The organism is Nonomuraea sp. NPDC048881, from assembly GCF_040649795.1.
Classification (GTDB): domain Bacteria; phylum Actinomycetota; class Actinomycetes; order Streptosporangiales; family Streptosporangiaceae; genus Nonomuraea.
In genome coordinates this window covers 973,032-999,418 of record NZ_JBEZGC010000002.1, presented here as the reverse complement: position 1 = coordinate 999,418, position 26,387 = coordinate 973,032, and the positions used below count along the sequence as shown (strand labels likewise).

The following is a 26,387-nucleotide window of genomic DNA, read 5'->3' as shown; positions in this document are numbered from 1 at the left end:
ATCTTTCAGCCTTTCATCGCCAGGTGGCGGCCCAGCGGCCTGGTGCGGACCAGTCCGGTGAGCGGATCGATCGTGGCCTCGACGCGGATGCCGTAGGCCTCGGTGAGCAGGTCCTCGGTGAGCACCTCAGGCGGCGCGCCGTCGGCCCGGACCCGGCCGCCCTGGAGCAGCACGACCCGGTCGGCGATCTCGGCGGCCTGGTTGAGGTCGTGCAGGACGACGCCGACGGCCACACCGTGCCGGTCGGCCAGGTCGCGCACGAGTTCGAGCAGCTCGACCTGGTAGCGCAGGTCGAGGAAGGTGGTGGGCTCGTCGAGCAGGAGCACGCCGGCGTCCTGGGCCAGGCAGGTGGCCAGCCACACGCGCTGCATCTCGCCGCCGGACAGCTCGTCGACGGCGCGTCCGGCCATGGCGCGCACGCCGGTCAGCTCCATGGCGTGCTCGATCGCCGCCTCGCCGCCGGGGTCGCCCGCGCGCCAGCGGCCGCGGTGGGGGTGGCGGCCGTAGCCGACCACGTCCTTGACGCGCACGCCGGTCGGGGTGGGACGGCTCTGCGCCAGCAGCGTCACCCGGCGGGCGAAGTCCCGGGCGGACAGGGCCAGGGCGTCGGCGCCGCCGGCCAGCCGGACCTCGCCGGAGTCGGGGCGGTGCAGCCGGGCCAGGGCGCGCAGCAGGGTGGACTTGCCGCTGCCGTTCGGGCCGACCAGGGCGGTGACGGCGCCGGTGACCAGGCTGATGCAGGCGCCGTCGACGACGGGACGACCCGCGTAGCCGAGACACAGGTCAGTGCCGGTGAGCGCGGGGCCGGTGAGCGCGGGGCCGGTGAGCGGCGGGCCGGAGCGGTCCGGGCCGGAGCGGTCCGGGAGAAGGGGGGCGGTCGTCATGGCGGGCTCACGCGTCCTCGGAGCGGCCCTGACGCCAGTAGCCCATGAAGGCCACGGCCTTGCGGTCCATGCCGCGCTCGGAGACCAGGTGACGGCGCAGCCGCTTGATCACGGCCGCCTCGCCGGCCAGCCAGGCGTAGCAGGGGCCGTCGCCGGTCTCGGGGATCTCCCAGAGGATCTCGGCGTCGACGTCGATCTCCTCGGGCTCGGCGCCTGCCGCGCCCGACGGAAGGAGCCTGGCGGCGGCCTCCGCGACGGCGGGCTCCAGGCAGGCGCCCCAGGGAGCGTCTCCGCGGGCGAGCCAGGTGACCCGCACGCCCGGCGCGCCGGCGACCAGGAGGAAGTCCTCCTCGTGCGGCACCTCCAGCAGGGCCTCACCGGTGACATGGGCGGGCAGCCGCTCCAGGATGCCGACGATCGCCGGGACGGCGGTCTCGTCACCGGCGAGCAGCACGGTGCCGAAGCCGGCGGGCGGCCGGAACTCCAGACCGCCGTGGAAGCCGTCGTAGAGGCCGTTCGGGCCGAAGATCGCCGCCGTCGAGCCCGGCTCGCAGGCGGCGATCCAGCGGGCGGCCGGCCCGGCGGGCCCGGCGCAGTCGTCGTGCAGGACGACGTCGATGTCGACCTCGGCCGCCTCGGGGCGGACCGCGCGGACGGTGTAGGTGCGCAGCGGGTTGCGCTCGTCGCCCTGGGCGTACCACTGCTTGAACCAGTCGGCTCCGCGCGGGAAGCGCGTGACGCCCGCGCCGGGGGTCGGCAGGACCAGCTTGACGCGCTGGTCGTACCCGTTGTCCGCGAACTCGTGCAGGTCATCCCCGGTGAAGGTGACGCGGAGGAACGACGGGCTCAGCCGCCGCAGGCCCCGAACCCGGACGTCGAAGGCACGAAAAGGATCAACCACCACAGAGCTCCTTAGTTAGGTTAGGCTAACCTACATTGAATCCTCCCGTCGGGAAACCCGCTCCGAAAGCCATCGCCTTTACAACGTAGATCACAATCAGGGCGGAAAATTATCGGCCGGAGTTGTCGGATCCGGGCCGCGTCGTTCGTAGCCAGGGTGAACAGTCGCCACGAGGGGCTGTCACGACCAGCACGACCGAGGGAGACGCCGACCGATGCAGCACCACCCGCAGGCCAGGATCCACCGCATGTCCGAGCTCATCGAGCCGATCGCCACCGCCACCTTCTCCGAGGTGGCGAACGAGGCGTTCCTGGCCGTCGGCATGCGCAACTACTGGGACGGCTACTTCGCCGGCCGCGCCGCCCCGCTGGGCCTGGCACCGGACGAGGTGGTCCACGCGGTCTTCTACAACTTCGCCGACGGCGAGGTGGCCCGCCACATCCCCTGGGTGTGGGGAAAGATCACCCCGCAGGAGGCGATCACCGTGCGCGAACAGGGCAGCACCGCCGCCCTGCGGCAGCTGATCGGAGAGCTCGCCGGCTCGCCCGGTCTGGCGCGGGCCGCCGACCTCGCCACCCGGGCGGCGCTCAGCGCGCCGACCGAGGGCCGGCCCCTGTACGCCGGGCTGCGGGCGCTCGACGTGCCCGAGGAGCCGGTCGCCAGGCTCTGGCACGCGGCGACGCTGCTGCGGGAGCACCGCGGGGACGGCCACAACGCCGCCCTTGTCGCCCACGGCATCGGCGGCACCGAGGCCCACGTCCTCATGGCCGTCTCCCTCGGCATGCGGGCGGAGGAGTTCGGCCGGATCCACCACCTGCCCAAGGCCCGGCTGACCGCCGTGGTCGACGGGCTGCGCGACCGCGGCCTCGTGGACGCCGCCGGCGGGTTCACCGACGCCGGCCGCGAGACCAAGCAGCGGATCGAGGCGCTCACCGACGAACTGGCCGCGCCGGCGTACGACGTGCTCAGCCCGGACGAGCTCGACGAGCTGGCCGCGGAGCTCGAACCCATCGCCGCAGCGGCATCGGACTCCGACCACTGAAAGGACCGGGCCATGACGAGCACTGCGGACTACCGGACGACCATGCGGGTGAAAGCCTCTCCCGACGCCCTCTTCGACGCGCTCACCACCGTCACGGGGCTCGCGGCATGGTGGAACCCGGCGACCGGGTCCGGCACGACCGGCGGCGAGCTCCGGTTCCTCATGAACGCCCCCGAGCCCCTCGTGATCCACGTCGAGGAGGCGACCCGGCCGACGTCGGTGCGCTGGACCGTCGTCGACTGCCCCTTCCTGCCCGACTGGATCGGCACGAGGCCCACCTTCACCGTCACCCCGGTCGACGGCGACACGTCCGAGCTCGTCTTCCACCACCGGGGCCTGAGCCGGGACCTGGAGTGCTTCGGCATGTGCAGCCGCAGCTGGCGGCACTACATGACGAGTCTGCGCGACCACCTGGAGGCCGGGGGCGGAAGCCCGCTCGGCAGCCCCGCGGACAGGGCGCGCCGGCGAGCACAGGCGGCCGGCCCGGTCCTCAGGGGTTCTGGAAGGCCACTTCCGGGTTGGCGGCGGACGGGCCGTCCAGCAGGGGCTGCTGCTCGCCGCGGAGGTGCCGGCCGAAGAAGGCGCCGACGTACGACGTGGTGATCTCCCCTGACCGCTTGCCCGACAGGGGCGCGGCAGGGTCGACGATCCCCACCTGGGCGCCCAGGATGGGCAGGTCGATGAAGGTGAAGTGGCCGGAGTCGGCCACGGTGAGCCAGCGCTTCCAGCCGTCCAGGCGGGGCCAGTCCCGGGTCCAGGTGGTGTCGGCGGCGCCGGGTGAGTGCTGGACCTTGGTGCCGAGCATGAGGAACGGCCGCCCGCCGAGGCCGGAGACCGCGACCGGGGCGAAGAACGAGCCGTCCAGGTTCACCCCGGCGCGGACCCGCCGGTCGGCGGCCATGACACCGGCCGCGGCGTTGCCGCCGAGCGAGTGGCCCGCGGCGCCGATCCGGCGCGGGTCGATCATCTGCCAGTGCCGCCAGGCGGGCGCGGACCGTGCGGGACGGGTCAGCCGGTCGATCACGAAGGACAGGTCGGCCGCCCGGTTGACCGCGGCCTTGGCCATCAGCTCCTTCTCCGCCTCGTCGGAGGGGGCGCTCTCCACCGTCTCGCACGCGACGCAGGTCAGGGTACGCCCGCCGGGGAAGGTCGTGCCGAACGACTCGTAGGCGTGATCGACGAGGGCGACGACGTACCCCTTGGAGGCGAGGTCCTCGGCGAGCGTGGTCAGGGTGGCCCGGTTGAGGGTGAACCCGGGGGAGAGCACCACCAAGGGGTGCCGGCCGCCGACGGGACGGGCGTTCAGGTGCGCGTTGGTGCTGACGTCGGCGAGTTGCCCGGGCTTGAAGACGGCGTCGAGCCGCTGCCCCTTGAGGAGCAGCCGGGCCTCGTCGACGGTCATGTACGGCGCGGCGCTCCCGCCGGTGCGCGCCGGGAAGTACACCGAGACCATCAGCTCGCGTGCGGCTTCCGGCATCCACGGGTCGCGGCGGTCGGCGTCGACGAGATGCAGGGTGTCGCGACCCACTTCGTACTGGCCGGTGGGGTGCGGGATCGCGACGCGCACGTCGGAGGTGCCCGCGGTGGAGGCGGCAGCGGCGGGCGCCGCCGCCGCGGCCGCCGCCGGGAGGGCCAGGGTCAGGGCGAGGAGGAGGGGGGCGGGGTTACGGCGAGTTCTGATCATGCACAGAACTGTAGAAATGACGCCACCACCCCCCACATGCCCGAAAGACAGGCTCGGACCCTTACTTTTGTCAGGGGTCAAGACCGATGTTCTTGTCAGGACCGATGTTCTTGTCAGGGGTCAGGACCGAGCAGGCCGGTCAGCCGGCTCGGAGCGGGCCGTGCGCCTCGATCGACAGGTCCTGCCAGTCGGCCCAGGTCTGGAGCCGGTCGGCGTAGGCCTGCTGGATCAGCGGGTGGAAGCCCTTGCCGAACAGCACCCGCATGGGCGGGTTGGCGGAGTCGACGAGCTTCAGGAGCGCCTGCGCGGCGGCGGCCGGGTCCCCCGCGGGCATCTTCCCCGCCATCGCACCGAGGCGCTGGCGGAGACCGTCGTAGGCCGGGTCGGTCGTGGCCATGTGGCCGTTGGCGAGCGGGTCGGGGTTGTTGCCGTTCCGGGTGGCGAAGCCGCCGGGCTCGACGATGGTCACCTTGACGCCGAACTCGGCGACCTCGCCGGCGAGCGCCTCGTTCAGCCCCTCCAGGGCCCACTTGGAGGCGTGGTAGGCGCCGCCGAGCGGCATGGCGATGACCCCGGCGGCCGAGGACAGCTGGATGATGTGCCCCGAGCGCTGCTCGCGCAGGTACGGCAGCGCGGCCTGGACCACCCACACCGCGCCGAACAGGTTCGTCTCCAGCTGGTCGCGCAGGTCCTGCTCGGTCAGCTCCTCGACCGCGCCGACCTGGGCGTAACCGGCGTTGTTCACGATGACGTCGAGCCGGCCGAAGTGCTCCTTCGCTCGCCGCACGCTCTCGAAGACCGCGGCTCTGTCGGTCACGTCCATCTCCAGCGGGAGCACCGCGTCGCCGTGGACGTCGACCAGCTCCTTCAGGCTCGCGGTGCTCCGGGCGGTGGCGGCGACGCGGTCACCGCGCGACAGGGCGGCCGCCACGAAGTTGCGGCCCAGGCCGCGGGACGAGCCGGTGACGAACCAGACCTTCTGCATGCTGCGCTCCTTTCAGCTGTTACACCCCCTGGACGAGACAGCCCCGCACGGATGTGAGCTCGGGCGAGTGTGACCTGCGACACTTTGTCGCCTTTGTCCAGCCATGGTGGTACCAATGGTCGGCGTGACCCGCACCGAGGAGTTCCAGGAGCTACGGCCGCTGCTGTTCGCGATCGCCTACCGGATCCTGGGCAGTGTGAGCGAAGCCGAGGACGCCGTCCAGGAGACCTGGCTGCGCTACGAGGGCGCCGCATCCCAGCCCGACTCGCCCAAGGCCTTCCTGTCGGCGACGGTGACCCGGATCTCGATCGACGTGCTGCGCTCGGCCCGCGTCCGGCGCGAGGCCTACGTCGGGCCGTGGTTCCCCGAACCGCTGCTGACCGACCCCTACCAGGACCCGGAGCGGTCGGCGGAGCTGGCCGACTCGGTGTCGATGGCGGCGCTGATCCTGCTGGAGCGGCTGAGCCCGCTGGAGCGCGCGGTCTTCGTGCTGCGCGAGGTGTTCGCCTTCAGCCACCGGGAGATCGCCTCCGCCGTGGAGCGGTCGGAGGCGGCCTGCCGCCAGCTCGCGGTGCAGGCGCGCCGCCACATGGACGCGGGCCGCCCCCGCTTCCAGGCCGATCGCCGGTCCCGGGACCGGCTTGCCGGGCGGTTCTTCGGCGCGCTCAGGGAGGGGGACGTCGAAGGGCTGCGGGAACTGCTGGCCGCCGACGTCCGGCTGGTCAACGACGGCGGCGGCAAGATCGGCGGCACGCTGCCCGTCCTGGGCCTCGCGAAGGTGGCGCGCGTGTTGTCCGCCGCCGTCGCGCCGTTCGCCCGGATCGGCGCGGTGCTGGAGGCGCACGAGGTGAACGGCCAGCCGGGCGCGATCATCCGCGACCGCGACGGCCGGATTGTCAGCATCTGGACGCTCGACATCCTGGACGGACGCATCCAGACCATCCGCTCGATCGTCAACCCCGACAAGCTCCGGCACCTCGGCCCCGTCGCCGACGCCCACGCGGTCATCCGCGAGAAGAAGCAGCGGGCACGCGCGGCGGCGCAGGGCGGTGTGCCGGTCACCGGCGTGCTGGACGAGCCTCGGTGACCGGCGGCCCCACCGGCGCAGCGGTCCGCCGGGCTCGCGCCAGGACGGCCGGACCGCTGCGCCGGCGTTCTAGTCGATGAGCAGGATGTCGTCCAGGCACAGCGTGTACGGCGCGTCCGCACCGCCCACCTGGAACAACACGTGGGCCTCCTGGTCCGAGGTCTTGGCGGTGTTCTGGTAGGAGTAGGTCCTGGACCCGGTGCCCACCTCGGGGTAGCCGTCCACGATCGCGGCGGGCTTCGAGCCGCTGTCCTGGACCACCGACCTGATCTTCACCGGCCGCGTCGCCGACGCCTTGAAGCTCAGCCGGTACGTCTTCCCGGCCTCCACGGCGATGCCGCTCTGCCCGACCATCGAGGCCCGCACGTTGTCACCGCCTGCGGGGACCTGGGCGCACAGGCGCCCGCCCGTCACCTTGATCGGCGTGTTCTTGGACGCCCACCAGCCCTTGACCCCGTTGTCCAGCGAGCCGTTCACCACGGCGTCGCCGGCGGGCGCGGCGGCGTACGCGGGTGTGGCCGCCGCGGCCATCGCCACGAAGGCGCCCGCGGCGATGAGACGCATCGGAAAAGAATTCATGATCGTGGATCTTAGGGGGGCGACATCAGCGTCAACCTAGAGCCAACTCCCGGTCATTTGGATGGGCCAAATCGCCGCGAGCGGCCGTCTCGGCCTGGCGCTCGGGCAGACGCCACCAGCACGTCAGTACCGCCGGGCGCAGCGTGCATCATCGGGTGCTGCGGAAGCTCCGGGCCCAGCGGCGAAGCTCGATGGCGGCCTCGTCCCGGGTGAGGGGACCGCGTTCCAGGTGTACCTCCTGGAGATGCCGGATCGCGGCCCCCACCATCGGGGAGGGCGGGAGGCCGAGCAGCCGCATCACCGTCCTGCCGTCGAGCACGACGGGGACGTCGTCACGCCTGGCGTACCTGTCACGTTCGGCGGCGGCACGGGCGTCGGCCTCCTCCCTGGCGCGGCATGCGGCCTCCCACGCGTCGTAACCGGGGGCGTCCAGGGCCGCCCGGCGCCACCCTTCCATGTCGCGTTCCCGCCCGAGGCCGACCGCGTCGAACAGGTCCGCCGCACCTGCTCTGACCGCTCCGAGGCGCGCGAGCACGGCGTTGATCGGCCAGTCGTCGCGCGGCGGTCCGGCCTGGATCGAGGCGTGCTCGGGCCCCCAGCTGCGACGGCCGTTCTCCCACAGGGCGGCGGCCTGGCTGCCGCTGCCACCCCAGAAGTCCGCTTCCACGTAAGCGACATGGCCGCCGCGGGACCAGTCCTTCAGCCTTCCGGCGAGCCCCGGGGACATGAGCGTGAACGGCCCGCTCTCCTGCCGCGCGCCGGCCGGCTCGCCGAAGATCTCGTCGGTCACCGGCAGCAACCCCAGGCGTTGCCCGAGAGGCGCCACCACAGCCCGTGGCACTTCTCCCGACAGGGAGCGGAGACGGTCGAACTCACCGACGACACCGTGGAGCACGTACGACATGCCCGCACCCTAGATCCCGCAGCGGAACACCATCCACCGAGGAGCGGCGCCAGCTTCATGATCCACATCACGCCCGCCGCCGTGGCCGGCCCGTCTAGGGTGGGCGCATGGCCGAACGGCGTCCCTTGATCGCGCGCAGGCTGCGGCCGGGACACTGGGTCGCCCTCGACGTGTTCGCGGCCGTCGCCCTGACCGCCGGGTTCTCGGTGCCGGCGGTGCTGGCGCCCGGGTCCGCGGGGGTGCCGCCCTTCGTGGCCGTGCCGGTGATCGCGCTGGCCTGCCTGCCGACGGCGGTGCGGCGCCGGTGGCCCGTGCCGGTGTGCGCGGCGGTCCTGCTGGCGGCGGTGATCGCGCCGTTCGCCGGGTGGCAGGAGGCGTTCGTGCCCTTGGCCGTCGCCCTGCACGCGGTGGCGCTGCTGCAGGCGCGCCGGACGGCGGTGACGGCGCTGGTGGCCGCGCTGACGGTGACCGCCGCCGGCGCCGCGATCGGCGCCCCCTCCTGGACGGAGGCGGCCTCGGCGTGCGGATTCGCCTGGCTGCTGCTCGCTCTGGCGTGGACGATCGGGCTCGCCGTACGGGAGCAGCGCGCGTACGCCGCGCAGGCCGTCGCACGGTCGGCGCAGGCCGCGGCGACGGCGGAACGGCTGCGGGTGGCTCGTGAGGTGCACGACGTCGTCGCCCACAGCATGGGCCTGATCTCCATGCGGGCCGGCATCGCCAACCACGTCGCCGCCACGCACCCCGAGGAGGCCGGGGAGGCGTTGTCGATCATCGAGCAGACCAGCCGGAAGGCGCTCACGGACTTGCGCCGCCTTCTGGGCCTGCTCCGCGACCTCCCGGAAGATCGGGACGACGGCGCGCCGCGCATGATGGACACGCTGCGCGAGCTGGTCGCGGCGATCCCGGGCGGTGACGTGCGGGTGGAGCTCGACGTCGAGCCCGGCCTCGCGCTCGGCGGCGAGGCGGCCCTGGTCGTCCATCGCCTCGTGCAGGAGTCGCTGACGAACGTGCTCAGACACGCCGGCCCGGCCCGGTGCCGGGTGACCGTCGTCACCCGGGCGCGGCGCGAAGTGGTGGTCGAGATCGTCGACGACGGCCGCGGGGGTGCGCCGCGTACGGGAGGACACGGGCTGGCCGGGCTGGAAGAGCGGGTGACCCTGCACGGCGGGACGTTCTCGGCCGGGCCGGAGCCCGGCGGCGGCTTCGCCGTCCGCGCGAGACTGCCCTTGCCGAGCGGGTCCGGGTCCGGGTCCGGGGAGGACGACAGGTGAGCACGTTCACGGTACTGGTGGCCGACGACCAGGCGTTGCTGCGCGCGGGCCTGCGCAGGCTGATCGACACCGCCCCCGGCCTGACCACCGCCGGCGAGGCCGGCACCGGGCAGCAGGCCGTGGAACTGGCCCGCGACCTGCGACCCGACCTGGTGCTCATGGACGTCCGCATGCCCGGCCTCGACGGGATCAGGGCCACCGAGCTGATCCGGGCCGACCCGGCGACCGCCGGGACACGGGTGCTGATGCTGACCACGTTCGATCTCGACGAGTACGTCTACGGGGCGTTGCGCGCCGGAGCCAGCGGATTCCTGCTCAAGGACACCGGCCCCGGCGACCTGCTGGAGGCGCTGCGCATCGTCGGGGAGGGGCAGGCGCTGCTGGCCCCGTCGGTGACCACGCGGCTGATCGCGGAGTTCGCCCGGCGCGAGCCCGCCGCGATCCCGGCCCGGCTGGCGGCGGGGCTGGCCCAGGTGTCCGGACGGGAGCGGGAGGTGCTGGTGCTGGTGGCCCGGGGGCTGACCAACCCGCGGATCGCCGAGCGGCTCGGCATCGGGGAGGCGACGGTCAAGACCCATGTCCGCAGCCTGCTGGCCAAGCTCGCCGCGCACGACCGGGCGCAGCTCGTCATCGCCGCCTACGAGGGCGGCGTGGTCACGGCCGGCGGGCGGGTGCCGTCAGCGGCGGTAGGAGACCTCGGGGAAGGCGGCTGACGGGCCCCGCAGCAACGCCTGCGGACGGCCGCGCAACGTCTGCTCGAAGAAGGCCAGCGGGTAGGCGCGCTGGAAGGCCAGCGCCCGCTCGGCCGAGATCGTGCCGACGACCTCCTCCAACTGCTCCTTCCGCAGCCCCAGCGGCCCGGCCGACATGGGGATGAGCAGGACGTCGTCGCCGAAGGAGTTGTGCGCCGCCCCCTTGAGCGTCACGTTGAGCCGCCATCCCCGCAACCTGTCCCAGAAGGCACGCAGTGTCGGATTGGTGGCCATGCCGCCCTTCCCGTCGGTGTCGACGACCATGTACGGCCGGTCGAGGCCGGACTTCGCCACCTTGCTGAAGACGGCGCCGTCCAGGCCGAGCCCGGCCTTGATCCGCGGGTCGGCGTACATGGCGGAGGAGGTGGCCGCGCCGCCGAGCGAATGCCCGAACATCCCGATCCGCGCGAGGTCGAAGACCGGCTTCCCGGCACGGCCGGGCACCTTCTCCTCCAGGGCAGGCAGGCTGTCCAGGACGAAACGCACGTCGGCCACCCGGACGTCGACCGCCTTGGCGAAATCGGTCACCTCGGCCCCCGTCTCCACCCGGCCGCCGGGGAACTCCACCACCGCCGCGTCATAAGGGTGATCGACGGTGACCACCGCGTATCCCCGACTGGCCAGCTCCTCGACGACGCCGGTCCCGTACGCGCGCGAGGCGTTGGCTCCCGGCGAGTACAGGACGACCGGCAGCTCGCCCAGGCTCGTGTCGGCGGGCGCGCCCTCGTGGCCGTCGGTCCTGTCCAGCAGCACCGAGCCCGGCTCCAGGTCGTTCATCTTCAGGTACCGGTCCGCCGCCGCCCTCGGCATCCAGGGGGCGACCGGGTGGGCCTGCGCGTCCCGAGCCGGGTACCACAGGCTGACCATCAGCTCCCGCCTCCTGCCGGAGCCGTTCCAGGGATCCGGGCGGGACCGATCCACCAGGTGGACCGAGACGGTGCCCACCGGATGCGGGCCCGTCGGCTTCGGGACGATCAGGCGCTGCGGCGGGGTGGACCCGCAGCCGGCCAGCGTGAGAGCCAGGACGGTGATGATGAGTACACGTTTCACCCCCTTCACGCTGCCAACCGCGCACGCCCGCCGCCTCTGACGTGCGAAGGACTCCCGGCTCAACCCAGGAGGGTAGAGCCCGACGAAGCTCGTCTTCAGGGATGACGCCCTGCCGGCTCCCGGCGGGGCGGGGCTGTGCGGCAGCCACTTCATGGCGCTCGCGCCCGTCGCCGCCCGCAGGTCGCGGTGGACACCGCGGACAGTCGTGCCGGCATGGACGGCCGGCTCCTCGACGGTGAGCGGACGGTCAAGGTTCTCCAGGGCACAGTGCAGCCGAGCACGATCCCGTCGTCGCTCACCTCGACGTCGGGTTCCACGAACAGAGCCAGGCCCGGCCACCCAGCAGCTCAAGGCCGGATCACCATCCACGGCGAGAAGCCGACGATTGAGATCCAAGCGGGACTGCTCCCGGATCGGCCCCTCAAAATGAGAGAAGGGGTTTCGATGATCTAAAAAACCCCTCCACCTGCACCTTACGAGCGGGCGATCCCGTAATCGAACCAGCGACCTCTTCCGTGTGAAGGAACGCAGGCCAGTCTGAACACGTCGATGTGAGTCGATCGGGGCGCCTCTCACCTGGCAGGACGTCCCAGGAAGACGTGGCAAGCCTGCTGGAATCGAAGGGCGATGGCTCCCCAAATTGGCTCCCGCGGCTCCTCTCCGTTATGGAGATAGTCCCTATGTTCACTCCCACCATCGATGGTCTGGAACCGCACGATTCTCGGCTGCCAGCGGGATGGACCGATCGGCGTTCTCTCACACATATCGTCGTTCGGCCGGTCCCTCCATGTGCACTGCGTCGCCGACCGACATTCCTTCAGGAACTCCCTGCCAAGCTCAGACGGACGACCCCGCCCTGCGGAGCCGACCCGTAGGCGCCAGGAGTGACACAGTTCCAGTGGGGACGACCTCCGCGCGTGCGGGGCCGACGGCTCCAGGTCGGTGACCTCGCCACCGCCGCCCGGACGATCCACGCGCGTGCGGGGCCGACGTGCCGAGCACCGCCAGGCCGCTGACGCTCATCGGACGATCCCCGCGTGCGGGGCCGACTGCTCGACCGCCAGGAACGCGGCGTGAACGTTCGGACGATCCCCGCGCGGGGATGTTCCCGTCACCGAACTTACCTGCAGCCTCCGTGGCCGGTCGGCCCCGCGGACGCGGGGATGTTCCGCTTGCCGCCCTGATGAGCGACTTCGGCGACGCGTCGGCCCCGCGGACGCGGGGATGTTCCCGTTTCTTCGGCACCTGCCATGACCGCCGGTTGGTCGGCCCCGCGGACGCGGGGATGTTCCGGCGGGCTCGTTCCTGGGGATCGGCCCGCTCTAGCTAGTCGGTCCCGCGGACGCGGGGATGTTCCGTCGTCGCCGTCGGGGTCGCTCCCGTACCACGCGTCGACCCCGCGGACGCGGGGATGTTCCGGCCGACCGGTTACAGGAGGACGCCTTGCAGCGGCCGGGCCCGCGGACGCTGCAAGGCGTCCGACGTGCTGTTCGCGAGGTTCACCTGGTCGGCCCCGCGGACGCGGGGATGTTCCCATGTAGTGCACGGGCATCCGGCTCACGGAAGCGTCGGCCCCGCGGACGCGGGGATGTTCCTGACCAGCTCGTAGGCCAGGCGCAGTGCCGACTGTCGGCCCCGCGGACGCGGGGATTATCCCCCGATGTTGGCGTACGGCTTAGCCATCGCGTGGTCGGCCCTGCGGGACGCGGGGATGTTCCGGCCCGAATCCTCCGGAGGGCAGATCTGGTACGCGACAGGGTCGGCCCCGTTGACGCGGGAATGTTCCTGGCGTACGTACACCATGTCAGCGTCGGGGGTCGTCGGCCCCGCGGACGCGGGGATGCTTCCCCGGCGGACATGGAGGAGGGCTGGGTGGAGATGTCGGCCCCGCGGAGGCGGGAGAAGCCGAGGGTTGAGCATCCGAGTGGGATGGCTCCCCGATTGGCTCCCGTCGACCCCAGACATGAGAGAAGGGGCTTCGGATGATCTCCGAAACCCCTCCACCTGCACCTTACGAGTGGGCGATACTGGGATCGAACCAGTGACCTCTTCGGTGTGAACGAAGCGCTCTCCCGCTGAGCTAATCGCCCGCCCTGTCGGCGCCTTGCGGTGCTGACGGGGAAAACCATACCGCACTCTCGGGGTGGTGGCGAAACGGAGCGGTCGCGGGGCGATCTTCGGGAGCTCCTGGCGCGAGGGATTCGAGCGAAAGGCGGCGGTTGCCCATCGGCGTGGTGGGTCGGTGTCATACCATCGACGTGTCCCGGAAGACACCGATCGCGATCTTTTCGGTAGAAACGTTCTTGGTCGAGCCTGTCGGGGCAGGCTCTACAACAGCAAAACCCTCGCAAATACGACCCGATTGATGCCGTTTAGCCAGGTAGATGCCTAAATGTCCAGCTGTGATGTGCGTTACAGAAGGCCCTTGAGGCGGAATCTTTCCTACAGGTTTCTTCGTTCCGCGTCATAGCTCAGGACGAAGTCCGTCAGAGCAGTGAAAGCCCCGAAGAGGGGACCTACGACGAAAAGGTTTGGCTGACGATGAACAGCACCACCGTCTCCGCCGAGCTTGGCCTTCGGCTAGTGGTCCCCGACCGTACTACCGTCCCCCTGCTCGCCGGACTGAGCTACACAGCCGACGATCCGTATGCCATCCGCATGGCCTTCCACGTAGGGAACGACGAGCCGGTCGAGTGGATCTTTGCTCGTGAACTGCTGACCGTAGGCATCGTGCGGCGGGTCGGCGACGGCGACGTGCAGGTATGGCCCGCACGCGCCGATGGCGAGCGCACCCTGCACATCAGCCTCACCTCGCCGTTCGGGCAGGCGCTCTTCGAAGTGCCGCTCGCCCCCCTCACGGAGTTCCTCCACCGGACGTACGAGAAGGTGCCCGCGGGGCGCGAGACCGATTTCATGGACCTGGACGCCGAGCTCACCAACATGCTCTGGCCGTCCTGAACCATCGCCATCCGAGGCCCCGGCGTCCACCCCGACGCCGGGGCCTCGGCATGTGCGGCGTCAGGACGGGAGGGACGGGAGCGTGGTCGCGGCCTGGCGCATGCGTTCGATCTCGATGCTCTGGCCGGAGTAGACGTCCCTGGCCAGCAGGCGCATGCGGTAGTCGCGGCCGCCGGCCAGCTCCTCCCCCGCCATCTTCACCGCGCCCTGGTGGTGCCGGGTCATCAGGCGCAGGAACAGCTGGTCGAACGCGGCCCCCTTGGCCCCTCGCAGGGCGTTCAGCTGCTGTTCGGTGGCCATGCCGTAGCCGGCCGCCGCGCCGTGGTCATGGCCGGCGGGGGCGGGGCGGCCGAGTTCGGCGAGCCAGACGGTCATGGACCTGATCTCGGGGGTCTGGGCGGCGGTGATCGAGCGGGCGAGCGCGCGGATGACCGGGGTGGTCGTACGGGCCTCGACCAGGGAGGTCATCTCCAGCGCCTGCCGGTGGTGCGGGATCATCGCCTCGGCGAAGCGCACGTCGGCGGCGAGGGTGGGGGCCGGGCTCGGGCCGACGCGTTCCCCGGGGGTCGCCGTCCGGGCCGGGGCTCCGGGGCTGGCGGGCACCAGGACGGGAGCGTCCGTCCCGACGACCGGGATGTCCGGGGCAGGCGGCTGAGAACAGGCCGAAAGCGCAAATGTCATCACAACTGTGATGGAGATCGTACGCGGCCACCAACGTGCTGGCATAACTTCCATAGTGAGCCACGAGAGATAAAGGGGACGCGTGTTGATCTTCGCCAAGTTGCGCGGAGCGGTGTTGTGCGCGGCGTTGTTGCTGGCCTCGGCGTGCGCGGCGGAACCGCCGTCGGCCGGCGATCCGGGGCCGGCCTCCTCGCAGGAGAGCGGCACGGCGTCGGGCACGGCGTCCGGCACGGCCTCAGGCACGGGCGAGGTGCTGACCAGCGCTAACGTCAAGCACGTGGCGAACGTCCCGCGCTCCGGCCCGTTCGCCGGGGACGACAACTTCAACACCGACCTGGCCTTTCAGGGCGATTACGTATTCGTCGGGAACTTCGCCGGTTTCACGATCTACGACATCAGTGACCCGGCCAAGCCGAAGACGGTGAGCCAGGTGTCCTGCCCGGCGCAGCAGAACGACGTCAGCGTGCACGGCGACCTGCTGATCCTGTCGATCGACGAGCCGCGCGACGGCGAGGGCTGCGACTCCGGCGAGAACTCCCGCGACTGGGAGGGCCTGCGCCTCTTCGACGTCAGCGACAAGAAGAGCCCGCGCTACGTCGGCGCGGTGCGCACGGACTGCGGCTCCCACACGCACACCATGGTGCCCACCGACGACAAGCTCTACGTCTACGTCTCCTCCCCCGGCCCGGAGCCGGACTCGCGGACGTGCCCGGCGCCGCACCAGAACATCCAGATCGTGGAGATCCCGCTCGACGACCCCAGGTCCGCCAAGGTCGTGGCGCAGCCGAACATCTTCCCCCAGCAGCAGAACACCGAGATGTTCGCCGGCTGCCACGACATCACCGCCTACCCGGAGAAGAAGCTCGCCGCGGCGGCCTGCTTCGGCGACGGCGTGCTGCTCGACATCTCCGACCCGGTCAACCCACGGGTGATCCAGCAGATCCGCGACACCGAGAACTTCCAGATCTGGCACTCGGCGACGTTCAACAACGACGCGACGAAGGTCGTCTTCGGGGACGAGCTGGGCGGCGGCAGCCAGGCCACCTGCGACGCCGGCACGCCGCGCACCAAGGGCGCCGACGCCGTGTACGACCTGGTGAACGGCAAGCTGGAGCGCCGCGGCTACTTCAAGATCCCGCGGGACCAGGAGAAGGACGAGAACTGCGTGGCCCACAACGGCTCGCTGATCCCGGTGAAGGGCAAGGACGTCATGGTCCAGTCGTGGTACCAGGGCGGGGTGTCGATCTGGGACTTCACCGACTCGGCCAACCCGAAGGAGATCGGCTTCTTCGAGCGGCGTCCGTACCCGGAGGGCGGCATCGCCGGCTCGTGGTCGGCCTACTACTACAACGGCTACATCTACTCCAGCGACATGCGCGAGGGCCTGGACGTGCTGCGCATCGACGACCCGGTCACCGATCCGGCCAAGCAGGTGAAGATGGACGAGTTCAACGTCCAGACGCAGAAGTCGTACTGACGGATGAAGGGACAGGGCCCCGGAGGCGGGGCCCTGTCGAGGGCGGGTCAGGGGTTGAGGTCGGCGGCGGCGCGCTCGGCGAAGATCCGCATGGCCTTGGCGGTGATCGGGCCGGGCGCGGTGGGCAGCTCGGTCCGGTCGACCAGCCTGATCGGCTGGATGTCGCGGGTGGTGGAGGTGAGGAACGCCTCCTCGGCCTCGTACAGGGCCTGCAGCGGGACGTCGGTCTCCTCGCCGCCGCACCATTCGAGCACCAGCGCGCGGGTGACGCCGGCCAGGCAGCCGGAGGCGAGCGTGGGGGTGATCAGGCGGCCGTCGCGCACGATGAAGATGTTGGAGCCGGTGCCCTCGCACAGGTCGCCCGCGAGGTTGCCGAAGATCGCCTCCCCGGCGCCCTGGTTCTTGGCGTGCAGCAGGGCCTTGGCGTTGTCGCCGTAGGAGGTGCTCTTGACGCCGGACAGCGCGCCGCGCTCGTTGCGCGGCCAGGGGACGACGGCCACGTCGGCGGTCTCGGGGAACGGCTTCTGCTCGTCGACGATGACGATCGAGGTGGTTCCCTGGTTGCCCCGGTCGGAGCCGAGCGGGCCAGGACCGCTGGTGTAGGTGATGCGGATGCGGCCGAGCGACCAGGCGGGGGCGGCCGCCAGCAGCTTGCCGACGCCTTCGGCGATGGCCTCGACGTCGGGCTCGGGCAGGTCCATGCGCTGGGCCGAGAGGGTGAGCCGGTCGAGGTGCCGGGTGAGCGCGAACGACTCGCCGTCGACGATCTTGATCGTCTCGAAGACGCCGTCGCCGACCATGAGCCCGTGGTCGAACACGGACACGGTGGCCTGCGCGGGGTCGATCAGTTCCCCGTTGACCCAGACAGGGATGTTCATGCGTTTCCTCCTGAGGATGCCAGTGAGATGAGCCTGGACGCCTTCAGCTCGGTCTCGGACCATTCACGCGCGGGGTCGCTGCCCCACGTGATGCCCGCGCCGGTGCCGAAGCGGATCTCGCCTGCTGAGATCCAGAATGTTCTGATGCCCACGGCCAGCGCCGCCCTGCCCCGGTCGGCGTCGACCCAGCCCACGGCACCACAGTAGGGCCCCCGGGGGACCGGTTCGAGCTCATTGATGATGCGCAGAGCGGACGACTTGGGCGCGCCCGTGACAGACCCGGGCGGGAAAGTGGCGGCGAACAGCTCCGGCCAGCCCGCTCCTGGCGCGAGCCTGGCCCGCACGGTGGAGACGAGGTGGACCAGACCCGGATGCTCCTCGACCGCGCACAGGGAGGGCACCTCGACCGAGCCGACCGCCGCGACCCGGCCCAGGTCGTTGCGGACCAGGTCGACGATCATGACGTTCTCGGCGTAGTCCTTCTCCAGCAGGTCGGCGGCGGTGACGCCGGTGCCCTTGATGGGGCCGGACTCCACGACGTCGCCCTCGCGCGACAGGTAGAGCTCCGGCGAGGCCGACACCACGCTCAGCCCGGGCACGTCGACGACGGCGGCGTACGGGGCCGGGTTGCCCTCGGCCAGCCGCGCGGCCAGCGCCAGCGGATCGGCGCCGGGCGGGACGGGTGCGGACAGGACGCGGCAGAGGTTGGCCTGGTAGACCTCGCCTCGCTCGATGTGGTCGCGGATCGCGCGCACGCCGCGTTCGTAGGCGGCCCGGTCGAGCGAGGTATGCCACTGGCCCGGATGTGGACCGTGCCAAGGGCTCCTGGGCGAGGGCAGCGCGGACGGGCGCACGCGGTCGAAGCGGGCGCAGGTCGCCGTGCCCTCGTAGTCGACGACGACGGCCCACCAGCCCTCGCCGTCGAGGGCGGCGAGGTCGGTCGTCACGTCGCGGAGTCCGGTGGCGAGATGACCGTTTAAGTGGGCGAAACCGTCGTACACATCTCCCATTGTCCCAGCATCTCGACCAGTTGCAGCGCGGAGGGCAGGGGAACCTCGGGAAGGGCCGCGTACACCGTGCGGACGGGGGTGGCCTCGCGCAGCGGCTTGAGCACCAGATTCGGCGGCACCGCCCGCGCGGCCAGCTCGGGCACCAGCGTCACGCCGAACCCGGCGGCGACGAACCCGAACTTGCCCGACCATTCGGCCACCCGCAGCCCGCCGCGCGGCGTGAACCCGGCGGCGGCGCACGCGGCCACCAGCGGCGTCGGCTGCCCGCGCGGCGCGGCCTCGATCCAGCTCTCCTCGGCCAGGTCGCGCAGGTCCACGTCGGGCTCGGCGGCCAGCGGGTGACCGGCGGGCAGCGCGACGAGCAGCCGGTCCTGGCAGAGCCGGACGAGCCGGGCGTCCTCGGCGGGCAGTCCGGCCGGGTAGTCGCTGATCACGGCCACGTCGAGCGCCCCGGCGTGCAGGCGTTCCACGAGCCGCGAGGTCAGCGCCTCCGTCATCCGCAGCTCGACGCCGGGATGGGCGGCCAGGAAGCGCTTCAGCGTGGAGGGCATGAGGTCGACGTTGGCGGTGGCGAACGCGCCCACGCGCAGCGTGCCGCCGCGCCCGGCGTGGATGGCGGCCAGTTCCTCGCCGGCGCGGGCCAGCCGGTCGAGCACGGCGACGGCGTGCCGGTGCAGGGCCGTGCCGGCGGGGGTCAGGCGCACGCCGCGCGCCAGGCGTTCGAACAGGGGGCCGCCGCCGGCCCGTTCCAGCGCGGCGATGCGCCGGGAGACCGCCGACTGTGTGTAGCCGAGCAGCTCGGCGGCGGCGGTGAAGGAACCACTCCTGGCCACCTCGTCGAAGAGGCGGAGGGCTTGGAGGTCGAAGGCATTCGTCTCATGCATGGCTGCCATGCAATCTAGTCGGTGGTGGAATACCTCGCATCCCTGTTCACTGTTCCCGTGATTGCATTTCTCGGACAGGGACGCATGGGCGTCCCCATGGCTCGGCGACTCGTGGAGGCCGGGCACAAGGTGACGACGTGGCGGCGTGGGACCGGTGTGGCGGCCGCCGAGGCGGTGGAGGGCGCCGAGCTGGTGATCAGCATGCTCAGCGATCCGGCGGCGGTGCGCGAGGTGCTGACGGCCGCGCTGCCCGGTCTGCGGCCCGGCGCGACGGTGGTGGAGATGTCCACGATCGGCCCGGAGGCGGTGCGCGAGCTGCGTGAGCTGCTGCCCGCGTCGGTCGCGCTGGTGGACGCGCCGGTGCTGGGCAGCGTGGGCCCGGCGGCGGACGGCTCGCTGGTGGTGCTGGCCGGCGGTGACGTGTCGGTCTGCCGCGAGGTGTTGTCGGTCTTCGGCGGCGTGCGCGAGACCGGGCCGCTGGGGTCCGGCGCGGCGATGAAGATCGCCGTCATGAGCGCGATCGTGCCCGCGCAGGTGCTGGTCGCCGAGACGCTGGCGTACGGGGCGGCGCACGGCGTGGACCGGGACGCGCTGCTCGACGTGCTGGCCGGCACGCCGCTCGGCCAGGTCGCCGAACGGCTGCGCACGCCCGCCGCCGAGACCCGGTACTCGCTCGGCCTGGCCGCCAAGGACCTGGAGCTGGCGGCGTGGGAGGGCGCGTCGATGGCCACCGCCGCCCGGCGACGCCTGCAGGAGGCGCGGGCGGCCGGGCTGGGCGAACGCGACCTGACGGCGGTGGCCGAGCACGTCGGCGGCGCCCCCGCCACCGACAGCGGCAGCGGCAGCGGCAGCGGCACTGACACCGGCACCGACACCGGCACCGGCACCGCGCCCGCCGCGCGCGCGGTGCCGCTGAACCTGTCCACGATCCCGGCCACGAACGGCGCGTACTCGCACGCCGTGCGGGTCGGCGACATGCTCTACGTCTCCGGCCAGGCCGCCTTCGACGAGCAGGGGCACGTGGTCGCCCCCGGCTCGCTCAAGGACCAGGCCGAGCACATCTTCGCGGTCACCACGCGCATCCTGGCCGACCAGGGCGCGACCTGGCAGGACGTCGCCTTCATCCGCACGTACCTGACGGACATGGACGACATCCTCCAGCTCAGGGACGTGCGCAACCGGTACGTCACCGGCACTCCGCCGGCCAGCACGACCGTCGAGGTGTCGAAGCTGTTCCGGCCGGGGCTGGTGATGGAGATGGACCTGATCGTCGCCCTCCCCCGCTGAGCGGGCCGGGACGCGACGGCCAGTCCAGCGGCCCGGTTAGTCCAGGGGCCCGGTTAGTCCAGCGGCCCGGTGACCGACTCCGCCGCGGCCACGACGCCGCCCTCGGCCACCAGCCGCACGGCGGACTCGATCTCCGGCGCGAGGAAGCGGTCGGGGCCCGGCGCGGGCACGTTCTCGCGCAGCGCCCTGACCACGGCCGCGGTCGCCGGCGCGGGCTCCAGGGGGGCGCGCAGGTCGAGCGCGCGGGCCGCGGTGAGCACCTCGACGGCCAGCACCCGCGTCAGCCCGTCGATCGACCTGCGCAGCTTGCGCGCCGCCGACCAGCCCATGGAGACGTGGTCCTCCTGCATGGCCGAGCTGGGGATGGAATCGACGCTGGCGGGCACGGCCAGCCGCTTCAGCTCCGAGACGATCGCGGCCTGGGTGTACTGGGCGATCATGTGGCCGGAGTCGACGCCGGGGTCGTCGGCCAGGAACGCGGGCAGGCCGTGGTTGCGGGCCACGTCGAGGAAGCGGTCGGTGCGGCGTTCGGACATCGAGGCCAGGTCGGCGGCCACGACGGCGAGGAAGTCGAGCACGTAGCCCACGGGCGCGCCGTGGAAGTTGCCGTTGGACTCCACCCGGCCGTCGTCCAGCACGGCCGGGTTGTCCACGGCGCTGGCCAGCTCCCAGCCGGCCACGGTGGCGGCGTGCGCGATCGTGTCACGGGCGGCGCCGGCGACCTGCGGGGCGCAGCGCAGCGAGTACGCGTCCTGGACGCGGGTGCACGCCTGAGGGTCGCGATGGCTGGCCATGACGCCGGAGCCGGCCAGGATCTTGGTCATGTTGGCGGCGGACCTGGCCAGGCCGGGGTGCGGGCGCAGGGCCTGGAGCTCCGGCATGAAGACGCGGTCGGTGCCGAGCAGCGCCTCGACGCTCATCGCCGCGCTGATGTCGGCGGTCCTGACCAGCCTGGTGAGGTCGGAGATGGCCAGGATGAGCATGCCCAGCATGCCGTCGGTGCCGTTGATCAGGGCCAGGCCCTCCTTGGCGGCCAGCTCGACCGGCTCGATGCCGGCCTGCTTGAGCGCCTCCCCGGCGGGCTGGAGCTCCCCCGCGGCGTCGCGGACGACGCCCTCGCCCATCAGCGTCAGCGCCACGTGGGCCAGCGGCGCGAGGTCGCCGGAGCAGCCGAGGCTGCCGTACTCGTGCACGACCGGCGTGATGCCGGCGGTGAGCAGCGCGGCCAGGGTCTTGGCGGTGCCCGGCCTGATGCCGGTGTGGCCGGTGGCCAGGGTGTGCAGGCGCAGCAGCATGAGCGCGCGCACCACCTCGGTCTCCACCTCGGGGCCGCTGCCCGCCGCGTGCGAGCGCACCAGCGAGCGCTGGAGCTGGGCGCGCAGCGCGGGGTCGATGTGCCGGGTGGCCAGGGCGCCGAACCCGGTGGAGACGCCGTAGGCGGGCACGGGGCTCTCGGCAAGTTCGTCCACCCGCTGGCGGGCGGCCGCCATGGCGGCCACCGCGTCGTCGGTGAGCTGCACGGCGGCGCCGTGGCGGGCCACCTTGATGACGTCGTCGAAGCTCAAAGGCTCGGGGCCGACGTTCACGACTCCGTTGTCGCGCATGATCGTCTCTCTCGCTTAGGTAACCGGCGTACCCGATGTTAGCTCCTTACTCGGGAAGATCGCCGCCAGCCCCTCCCTGCCCTCGTCGGTGAGGACCACCGCGCGTGGCACCGATCCGCGCCGGTACCAGCCGCGTTCCAGCAGGACGTCGGTGATCGCGGCGCCCAGTGCTCCGCCGAGATGCGACCGGCGTTCGGTCCAGTCGAGGCATTCCGGGGCGAAGCGCCGCCTGGTCCTGCGGGCGCCCTCGACGTCCACGCCCAGGCTCGTCAGCAGGCGTTCGCCGTCGGGGGTGAGGTCCTGGCGGTCGTAGAAGCCGCCGTCCCTGAGCCGGTCGAGCAGGGCGACGCCGGCGCGTCCGGCCAGATGGTCGTAGCAGGTGCGGGCCTCCTCCAGCAGGCGCGCCTGCCGGGACTGCCGCAGGGAGCGCACCGGCGGGCGGGCGCTCACCCTGGCCAGGGTCTCCAGCACCTCGGCGATCTCGTGCCCGGCCAGCCGGTAGTAGCGGTGGCGGCCCTGCCGGACGACGTCGACCAGGCTTCCGTCGAGCAGCCGCGCCAGGTGGGCGCTGGCGGTCGCGGCGCTCACCCCGGCGACCCTGGCCAGCTCGCCGGCGGCCAGGGCCCGGCCGCCGAGCAGCGCTGTGAGCATGGCGGCCCTGGTGGGGTCGGCGATGAGCGCGGCGACGGGCGCGATGTCGGCGTCACGTGCGGTGTGCTCCATGCCCACGACGCTAACGCACCGACATTTCGTCCGGTGACGAAGTGTCAGCCGCTCCCCAGGGCCTTCCTGATGATCTCGCGGGCCCGGTCCATCAGCGCGAGGGGCGTGCCGATCAGCACGTTCTTCGTCGCCGACTCCACGCCTGGACGCGGCCGCAGCGGCCCGACCGCCTCGGCCGCCCGCACCGCCGCCGCCATGGCCCGGCGTTCCACGACGGAGGTGCTGTTGCGCAGCTGGGCGAACTCGTAGCGCTCCTCGCTGCGGGCGTGCTTGGTGACCGCCGTGCGCAGCTCGGCCAGCCTCTCCCAGAACGCCGGGTCGTCCACGCCCGCCCGGTCGATCTCGACGAGCAGCCGCTTGGCCCGGTTCTCCTCGGCCAGCCGGTCGGCCACCACGCCTGGACCGCCGTCCACCTTCCTGCGCGCGTAGGGGTGGACGATCTCCTCCTCGGCGGTCTCGTGCACGGCCAGCAGGCGGATCAGCCGCTCGAACGCCTCCTCCACCCGTTCCGGCGGCGCCTGCTCCACCTCGTCGAACAGGTCCCTGATCTGGCCGTGCTGGGCCATCAGCACGTCGATGACATCGTGTTCAGCCACGTCCAGCGGCCTACCCGGGCGCCGGTCGGGCACGCGCCTCCTTACCGAACGCGGATCGTTCGGCGACGCAACGCGGAGGTTGCCCCACCAGGCCGCGGGTAGGCGCAGCGACATGGCCTTCGACCCACTTCAGGAGCGGGGCATCCCGCTGGACGAGCAGCTGCGCGACTGGCGGGAGCTCAACGTCTCGCCCATCGATCCCGACCACGCCGACCCGTACACCCGCTGCCGGATCATCACGATGAACGGCATCGAGACCGAGGCGGTCCTGTTCAGCCACCAGCTCGCCCGCCACTGCACCGACCTGGAATTGAAGCGGCAGCTCGCCCGGGTGCGCCACATCGAGGCGCAGCAGCAGAAGGCGGTCAACTGGCTGCTGCCCGGCGTCGCGTCGGTGCTGGAGACCACCATCGCCTACGAGCAGGTCGCGGTGGACCTGACGGCGTGGGTGGCGCGCATGGAGCCGGACCCGTACCTGACGCAGGCGTACCAGTTCGGGGTGCTGGAGGACTTCGACCACCTCTACCGGTACGCCAACCTCTACGAGATGATCGAGCACCGCAAGGCCGAGAAGATCGTGGACGGGGTCACCGAGGTCATGCCGGGGCGGCCGACGTACCTGCACCACCGGGACCCGGTCGACAACGTGCGCGAGCCGTACGACCGGCACCGCACCGAGCCGCTGTCGAAACTGCACGCCCTGACCGTCATGGCGGCCGAGCAGCAGACCATGAACTTCTACATGAACGTCGGGCCGCTGGCCATGGAGCCGATCGCCCGGCAGCTCTACCAGGAGATCGCCATGGTGGAGGAGGAGCACGTCACCCACTACGAGTCGCTGGTCGACCCGGGCGAGAGCTGGTGGGAGATGCTGCTCAACCACGAGTACAACGAGTGCTACCTCTACCACTCGTTCATGGAGACCGAGTCCGACCCCAGGGTGAAGGCCGTCTGGGAGCTGCACCTGAACATGGAGATCGAGCATCTGCGGCTGGCCTGCGAGCTGTTCAAGCGGTTCGACGGACGGGATCCCGACCAGGTGCTGGCTCCCGAGCTGCCGCCGCCGGTGACGTTCGAGCCGAACAAGGCGTACCTGCGGGAGCTGCTGGCCACCCAGATCGACTGCACCACGCTCGGCACCGGGTACGTCCAGGAGGCCCACGAGCGCTTCACGCGCATGCAGGAGGCGGTCTTGGGCGGGGAGAAGCCGCCGTCGGAGCGGGTCATCGACGACAACCGGGCGGTGTCGGGGCGGGAGTACCGGCTTGAGACGGAGGGGCCGCATCCGGCGGGCATGCAACTGGGCCGCTGACCGGGCCGTGCCCTCCTTGCGCCTCCGCCCCGGGTCCCGCCCCGGGGCGCGGCCGGGCCGCACCTGGGACGACCTGCGCGGAAGCGCTCCGGTTTGGGGACTCGGCGAGGATTCGCTAGAGTTCTCTCGTCGCCCGGCACGAGCGGGGCGCACGCGGAAGTGGCTCAGTGGTAGAGCATCACCTTGCCAAGGTGAGGGTCGCGGGTTCGAATCCCGTCTTCCGCTCGGAGCTTCCGGCTCGGTGGCGTGGCCGAGAGGCGAGGCAGCGGCCTGCAAAGCCGTCCACACGGGTTCAAATCCCGTCGCCACCTCTACGAAGGACGATTAGCTCAGCGGGAGAGCGCTTCCCTGACACGGAAGAGGTCACTGGTTCAATCCCAGTATCGTCCACCATCTCTCATCAGCCAGGTCGGCGGGTCGCCGGCCTGGCTGACGCTTTTTCGCGGCTCCTCCCCGGGCGCGGGGGCCTGGCGCTTGTAGCAAGCGTTTGGTTCGATCAGGGGCATGGACGTTCAGGAGATCGCCGACCGCCTGGAGATCACCGACCTGCTGGCCCGGTACTCGCGGGCCGTCGACTCCGGCGAGTGGGACCTGCTCGACGAGGTGTTCAGCCCGGGGGCGGTCATCGACTACCGGTCCGCGGGCGGGATCAGGGGCGGGCTGGCGGAGGTCAAGAGCTGGCTCGCCGAGGTGCTGCCGCACTGGCCCGGACGCCTGCACCTGATCGGGGCCCCGCGGATCGTCCTCACCGGGGACGAGGCGCGGGTCAGCGCGCCGTTCACCGACACCCTCGCCCCAACGCGCGACATGGCCGCGGCCGACGCCAAGGGGTTCCTGCACGGCGGCGGCTGGTACCACCACCGCCTGCGGCGTACTTCCGGCGGCTGGCGCAGCCAGGAGCTGGTGGAGGAACAGAGCTGGCGCACAGCCCGGTGACCCCATCCCCGAACCCCCCGGCCGCGACAGCTTCCTGGTTTGGCCGCTTGCGGGCACGGCGGGCTCAGTGTGGCTGTTCGGGGTGGGTTGTGGTGAAGGCGAGGAGGCGGATGGCGGTCTGCTGGGGGTCCTCCAGGATGGGGGTGTGGCCGAGGCCGGGCAGGAGCTCGATCTCGGCCCCCGGCACGACGCGGTAGCCGGACGCGGACGAGGAACGCCACCGGCGGTCGTCCGCGCCGAAGATCACCAGCAACGGCTTGCCCAGAGGCGCCAGGCGGTCGGGCAGCGGCCGTTCGTGCAGGTAGTCGCGGGTGCCCTGCATGGTCGCGGCGAGCGTGTGGAGGGTCATGCATCGCACCTCGTCCAGCAGCTCGTCCGGGGGCTGGTAGCCGGGACGGCTGAAGCCCGGGCTCGCGAACAGGCGGATCTGCTCGTCGGTCGGCGGCCACTGCGAGGGGGCGAACGCGGCCGACGCCGGGGCGATGAAGGCGTCCAGGTCAGGGCCTGTGTTGATGAGGACGAGCGCCGTCACCAGGCCGGGACGCTGTTCGGCCAGGGCGGTGGCGACCACGCCGCCGCTGGAGTGGCCCGCGACCACGGCCTCCCGCACGCCGAGCCGGTCCAGCGCCTCGCCGACCCGGCGTGCCTGGTCGGCGGTGGTGTAGCCGCGGTCGTCCGGTTTGGCGGAGCGGCCGTGGCCGAGCAGGTCGATCCGGATGACGCGATGGGAGCCCGTGAGCAGGGGGACCATCTGGTCCCAGGAGCGGGCCGAGGACGCCGAACCGTGGATGAGGAGGAGGGCGGGGGCGTCGCGGGGGCCGTCCTGGCAGGCGTGGAGGTCGCCGTCGTCCAGGGAGAGGATCATGCTCTCGGTGGTGTCGCCGTGGGAACTGGTCATGAGG

General features: G+C 71.8%; 25 protein-coding genes and 4 tRNA genes. 13 read left to right on the top strand and 16 right to left on the bottom strand.

Going from position 1 to position 26,387, the window contains the following annotated elements; genetic code table 11:
* Positions 1 to 5: 5 nt before the first annotated feature.
* Positions 6 to 884, bottom strand: coding sequence for an ABC transporter ATP-binding protein (locus AB0C33_RS10230; protein ID WP_358285643.1), 879 nt, complete (start codon positions 882 to 884; stop codon positions 6 to 8).
* 7 nt (positions 885 to 891) lie between these two features.
* Positions 892 to 1,785 carry a siderophore-interacting protein gene (locus AB0C33_RS10225; protein ID WP_358285640.1) on the bottom strand — a complete coding sequence of 298 codons (894 nt, stop codon included), beginning with the start codon at positions 1,783 to 1,785 and terminating at the stop codon, positions 892 to 894.
* A 247-nt stretch (positions 1,786 to 2,032) separates the two neighbouring features.
* Between AB0C33_RS10225 and AB0C33_RS10220 the strand changes: the two genes are divergently transcribed.
* Together AB0C33_RS10220 and AB0C33_RS10215 are read left to right on the top strand one after the other, a co-directional pair.
* Complete coding sequence (locus AB0C33_RS10220; protein ID WP_358285637.1) at positions 2,033 to 2,827, top strand: helix-turn-helix domain-containing protein; 795 nt, start codon at positions 2,033 to 2,035, stop codon at positions 2,825 to 2,827.
* Positions 2,828 to 2,839: 12 nt separating this feature from the next.
* Positions 2,840 to 3,430, top strand: coding sequence for an SRPBCC domain-containing protein (locus tag AB0C33_RS10215; protein WP_358285634.1), 591 nt, complete (start codon positions 2,840 to 2,842; stop codon positions 3,428 to 3,430).
* On the opposite strand, the gene AB0C33_RS10210 is transcribed toward AB0C33_RS10215, so the two are convergent.
* Both AB0C33_RS10210 and AB0C33_RS10205 read right to left on the bottom strand, forming a co-directional pair.
* Positions 3,318 to 4,511 carry an alpha/beta hydrolase gene (locus AB0C33_RS10210; RefSeq protein ID WP_358285631.1) on the bottom strand — a complete coding sequence of 398 codons (1,194 nt, stop codon included), beginning with the start codon at positions 4,509 to 4,511 and terminating at the stop codon, positions 3,318 to 3,320. The genes AB0C33_RS10215 and AB0C33_RS10210 overlap by 113 nt on opposite strands.
* A 139-nt stretch (positions 4,512 to 4,650) precedes the next feature.
* Entirely contained in the window at positions 4,651 to 5,496 is an 846-nt protein-coding gene (locus AB0C33_RS10205; RefSeq protein WP_358285628.1) for an SDR family NAD(P)-dependent oxidoreductase, read from the bottom strand.
* A 124-nt stretch (positions 5,497 to 5,620) separates the two neighbouring features.
* On the opposite strand from AB0C33_RS10205, the gene AB0C33_RS10200 reads away from it, so the two are divergent.
* A complete protein-coding gene (locus AB0C33_RS10200) occupies positions 5,621 to 6,583 on the top strand; it encodes an RNA polymerase sigma-70 factor (protein ID WP_358285994.1) in 963 nt (320 codons plus the stop codon).
* A gap of 69 nt (positions 6,584 to 6,652) precedes the next feature.
* On the opposite strand, the gene AB0C33_RS10195 is transcribed toward AB0C33_RS10200, so the two are convergent.
* Positions 6,653 to 7,162 (bottom strand): carbohydrate binding domain-containing protein, encoded by a 510-nt coding sequence (locus tag AB0C33_RS10195; RefSeq protein ID WP_358285626.1) that lies wholly within the window; start codon positions 7,160 to 7,162, stop codon positions 6,653 to 6,655.
* A gap of 148 nt (positions 7,163 to 7,310) precedes the next feature.
* Positions 7,311 to 8,066, bottom strand: a complete 756-nt coding sequence (locus AB0C33_RS10190; protein WP_358285624.1) for a hypothetical protein — start codon at positions 8,064 to 8,066, stop codon at positions 7,311 to 7,313.
* Between the two features lie 107 nt (positions 8,067 to 8,173).
* Between AB0C33_RS10190 and AB0C33_RS10185 the strand changes: the two genes are divergently transcribed.
* Both AB0C33_RS10185 and AB0C33_RS10180 read left to right on the top strand, forming a co-directional pair.
* The gene (locus AB0C33_RS10185; protein ID WP_358285622.1) at positions 8,174 to 9,337 is read left to right on the top strand and encodes a histidine kinase; all 1,164 of its coding nucleotides are present in this window, start codon (positions 8,174 to 8,176) and stop codon (positions 9,335 to 9,337) included.
* Entirely contained in the window at positions 9,334 to 10,050 is a 717-nt protein-coding gene (locus AB0C33_RS10180; RefSeq protein WP_358285620.1) for a response regulator transcription factor, read from the top strand. The genes AB0C33_RS10185 and AB0C33_RS10180 overlap by 4 nt, the downstream gene beginning before the upstream one ends.
* On the opposite strand, the gene AB0C33_RS10175 is transcribed toward AB0C33_RS10180, so the two are convergent.
* Positions 10,015 to 11,139 carry a lipase gene (locus tag AB0C33_RS10175; protein WP_358285617.1) on the bottom strand — a complete coding sequence of 375 codons (1,125 nt, stop codon included), beginning with the start codon at positions 11,137 to 11,139 and terminating at the stop codon, positions 10,015 to 10,017. The two genes, AB0C33_RS10180 and AB0C33_RS10175, sit on opposite strands and share 36 nt — an antisense overlap.
* Positions 11,140 to 13,157: 2,018 nt before the next feature.
* Positions 13,158 to 13,229 (bottom strand) — tRNA-Val (locus AB0C33_RS10170).
* Between the two features lie 451 nt (positions 13,230 to 13,680).
* On the opposite strand from AB0C33_RS10170, the gene AB0C33_RS10165 reads away from it, so the two are divergent.
* On the top strand, positions 13,681 to 14,097 hold the full coding sequence (locus AB0C33_RS10165) for an SsgA family sporulation/cell division regulator (RefSeq protein WP_020547189.1): 417 nt from the start codon (positions 13,681 to 13,683) through the stop codon (positions 14,095 to 14,097).
* A gap of 60 nt (positions 14,098 to 14,157) precedes the next feature.
* On the opposite strand, the gene AB0C33_RS10160 is transcribed toward AB0C33_RS10165, so the two are convergent.
* Positions 14,158 to 14,778, bottom strand: coding sequence for a DUF305 domain-containing protein (locus AB0C33_RS10160; protein ID WP_358285614.1), 621 nt, complete (start codon positions 14,776 to 14,778; stop codon positions 14,158 to 14,160).
* An 82-nt stretch (positions 14,779 to 14,860) separates the two neighbouring features.
* Here AB0C33_RS10160 and AB0C33_RS10155 point away from each other — a divergent pair, with 82 nt between their 5' ends.
* Positions 14,861 to 16,255, top strand: a complete 1,395-nt coding sequence (locus tag AB0C33_RS10155) for a hypothetical protein (protein ID WP_358285612.1) — start codon at positions 14,861 to 14,863, stop codon at positions 16,253 to 16,255.
* A 47-nt stretch (positions 16,256 to 16,302) separates the two neighbouring features.
* On the opposite strand, the gene AB0C33_RS10150 is transcribed toward AB0C33_RS10155, so the two are convergent.
* Genes AB0C33_RS10150 through AB0C33_RS10140 form a run of 3 tightly spaced genes read right to left on the bottom strand, consistent with a single transcriptional unit; the run spans position 16,303 to position 19,027 of the window.
* A complete protein-coding gene (locus tag AB0C33_RS10150; RefSeq protein WP_358285609.1) occupies positions 16,303 to 17,133 on the bottom strand; it encodes an aminotransferase class IV in 831 nt (276 codons plus the stop codon).
* Positions 17,130 to 18,080: a chorismate-binding protein gene (locus AB0C33_RS10145; protein ID WP_358285607.1), complete on the bottom strand. Its 951-nt coding sequence runs from the start codon at positions 18,078 to 18,080 to the stop codon at positions 17,130 to 17,132. Before AB0C33_RS10145 ends, AB0C33_RS10150 begins: the two co-directional genes overlap by 4 nt.
* 29 nt (positions 18,081 to 18,109) lie before the next feature.
* Complete coding sequence (locus AB0C33_RS10140) at positions 18,110 to 19,027, bottom strand: LysR family transcriptional regulator (protein WP_358285605.1); 918 nt, start codon at positions 19,025 to 19,027, stop codon at positions 18,110 to 18,112.
* 21 nt (positions 19,028 to 19,048) lie between these two features.
* On the opposite strand from AB0C33_RS10140, the gene AB0C33_RS10135 reads away from it, so the two are divergent.
* Entirely contained in the window at positions 19,049 to 20,314 is a 1,266-nt protein-coding gene (locus AB0C33_RS10135) for an NAD(P)-binding domain-containing protein (protein WP_358285603.1), read from the top strand.
* A 53-nt stretch (positions 20,315 to 20,367) separates the two neighbouring features.
* Here the strand turns inward: AB0C33_RS10135 and hutH are convergent, their stop codons facing one another.
* Genes hutH through AB0C33_RS10120 form a run of 3 tightly spaced genes read right to left on the bottom strand, consistent with a single transcriptional unit; the run spans position 20,368 to position 23,237 of the window.
* On the bottom strand, positions 20,368 to 21,918 hold the full coding sequence (gene hutH, locus AB0C33_RS10130) for a histidine ammonia-lyase (protein WP_358285601.1): 1,551 nt from the start codon (positions 21,916 to 21,918) through the stop codon (positions 20,368 to 20,370).
* 15 nt (positions 21,919 to 21,933) lie between these two features.
* Entirely contained in the window at positions 21,934 to 22,641 is a 708-nt protein-coding gene (locus AB0C33_RS10125; RefSeq protein WP_358285599.1) for a helix-turn-helix transcriptional regulator, read from the bottom strand.
* Positions 22,642 to 22,685: 44 nt separating this feature from the next.
* Positions 22,686 to 23,237 carry a hemerythrin domain-containing protein gene (locus AB0C33_RS10120; RefSeq protein ID WP_358285598.1) on the bottom strand — a complete coding sequence of 184 codons (552 nt, stop codon included), beginning with the start codon at positions 23,235 to 23,237 and terminating at the stop codon, positions 22,686 to 22,688.
* A 112-nt stretch (positions 23,238 to 23,349) separates the two neighbouring features.
* Between AB0C33_RS10120 and AB0C33_RS10115 the strand changes: the two genes are divergently transcribed.
* The 5 genes from AB0C33_RS10115 to AB0C33_RS10095 all read left to right on the top strand — a co-directional run bounded on the left by AB0C33_RS10115 (position 23,350) and on the right by AB0C33_RS10095 (position 25,485).
* Positions 23,350 to 24,549: a hypothetical protein gene (locus AB0C33_RS10115; protein WP_358285595.1), complete on the top strand. Its 1,200-nt coding sequence runs from the start codon at positions 23,350 to 23,352 to the stop codon at positions 24,547 to 24,549.
* Positions 24,550 to 24,702: 153 nt separating this feature from the next.
* Positions 24,703 to 24,774 (top strand) — tRNA-Gly (locus tag AB0C33_RS10110).
* Positions 24,775 to 24,789: 15 nt separating this feature from the next.
* Positions 24,790 to 24,860, top strand: a tRNA-Cys gene (locus tag AB0C33_RS10105).
* Positions 24,861 to 24,867: 7 nt separating this feature from the next.
* A tRNA-Val gene (locus AB0C33_RS10100) sits at positions 24,868 to 24,942 on the top strand.
* A 111-nt stretch (positions 24,943 to 25,053) separates the two neighbouring features.
* Entirely contained in the window at positions 25,054 to 25,485 is a 432-nt protein-coding gene (locus AB0C33_RS10095; protein WP_358285593.1) for a nuclear transport factor 2 family protein, read from the top strand.
* A gap of 64 nt (positions 25,486 to 25,549) precedes the next feature.
* Here the strand turns inward: AB0C33_RS10095 and AB0C33_RS10090 are convergent, their stop codons facing one another.
* Positions 25,550 to 26,383: an alpha/beta hydrolase gene (locus AB0C33_RS10090; RefSeq protein ID WP_358285591.1), complete on the bottom strand. Its 834-nt coding sequence runs from the start codon at positions 26,381 to 26,383 to the stop codon at positions 25,550 to 25,552.
* Positions 26,384 to 26,387 lie beyond the last annotated feature (4 nt).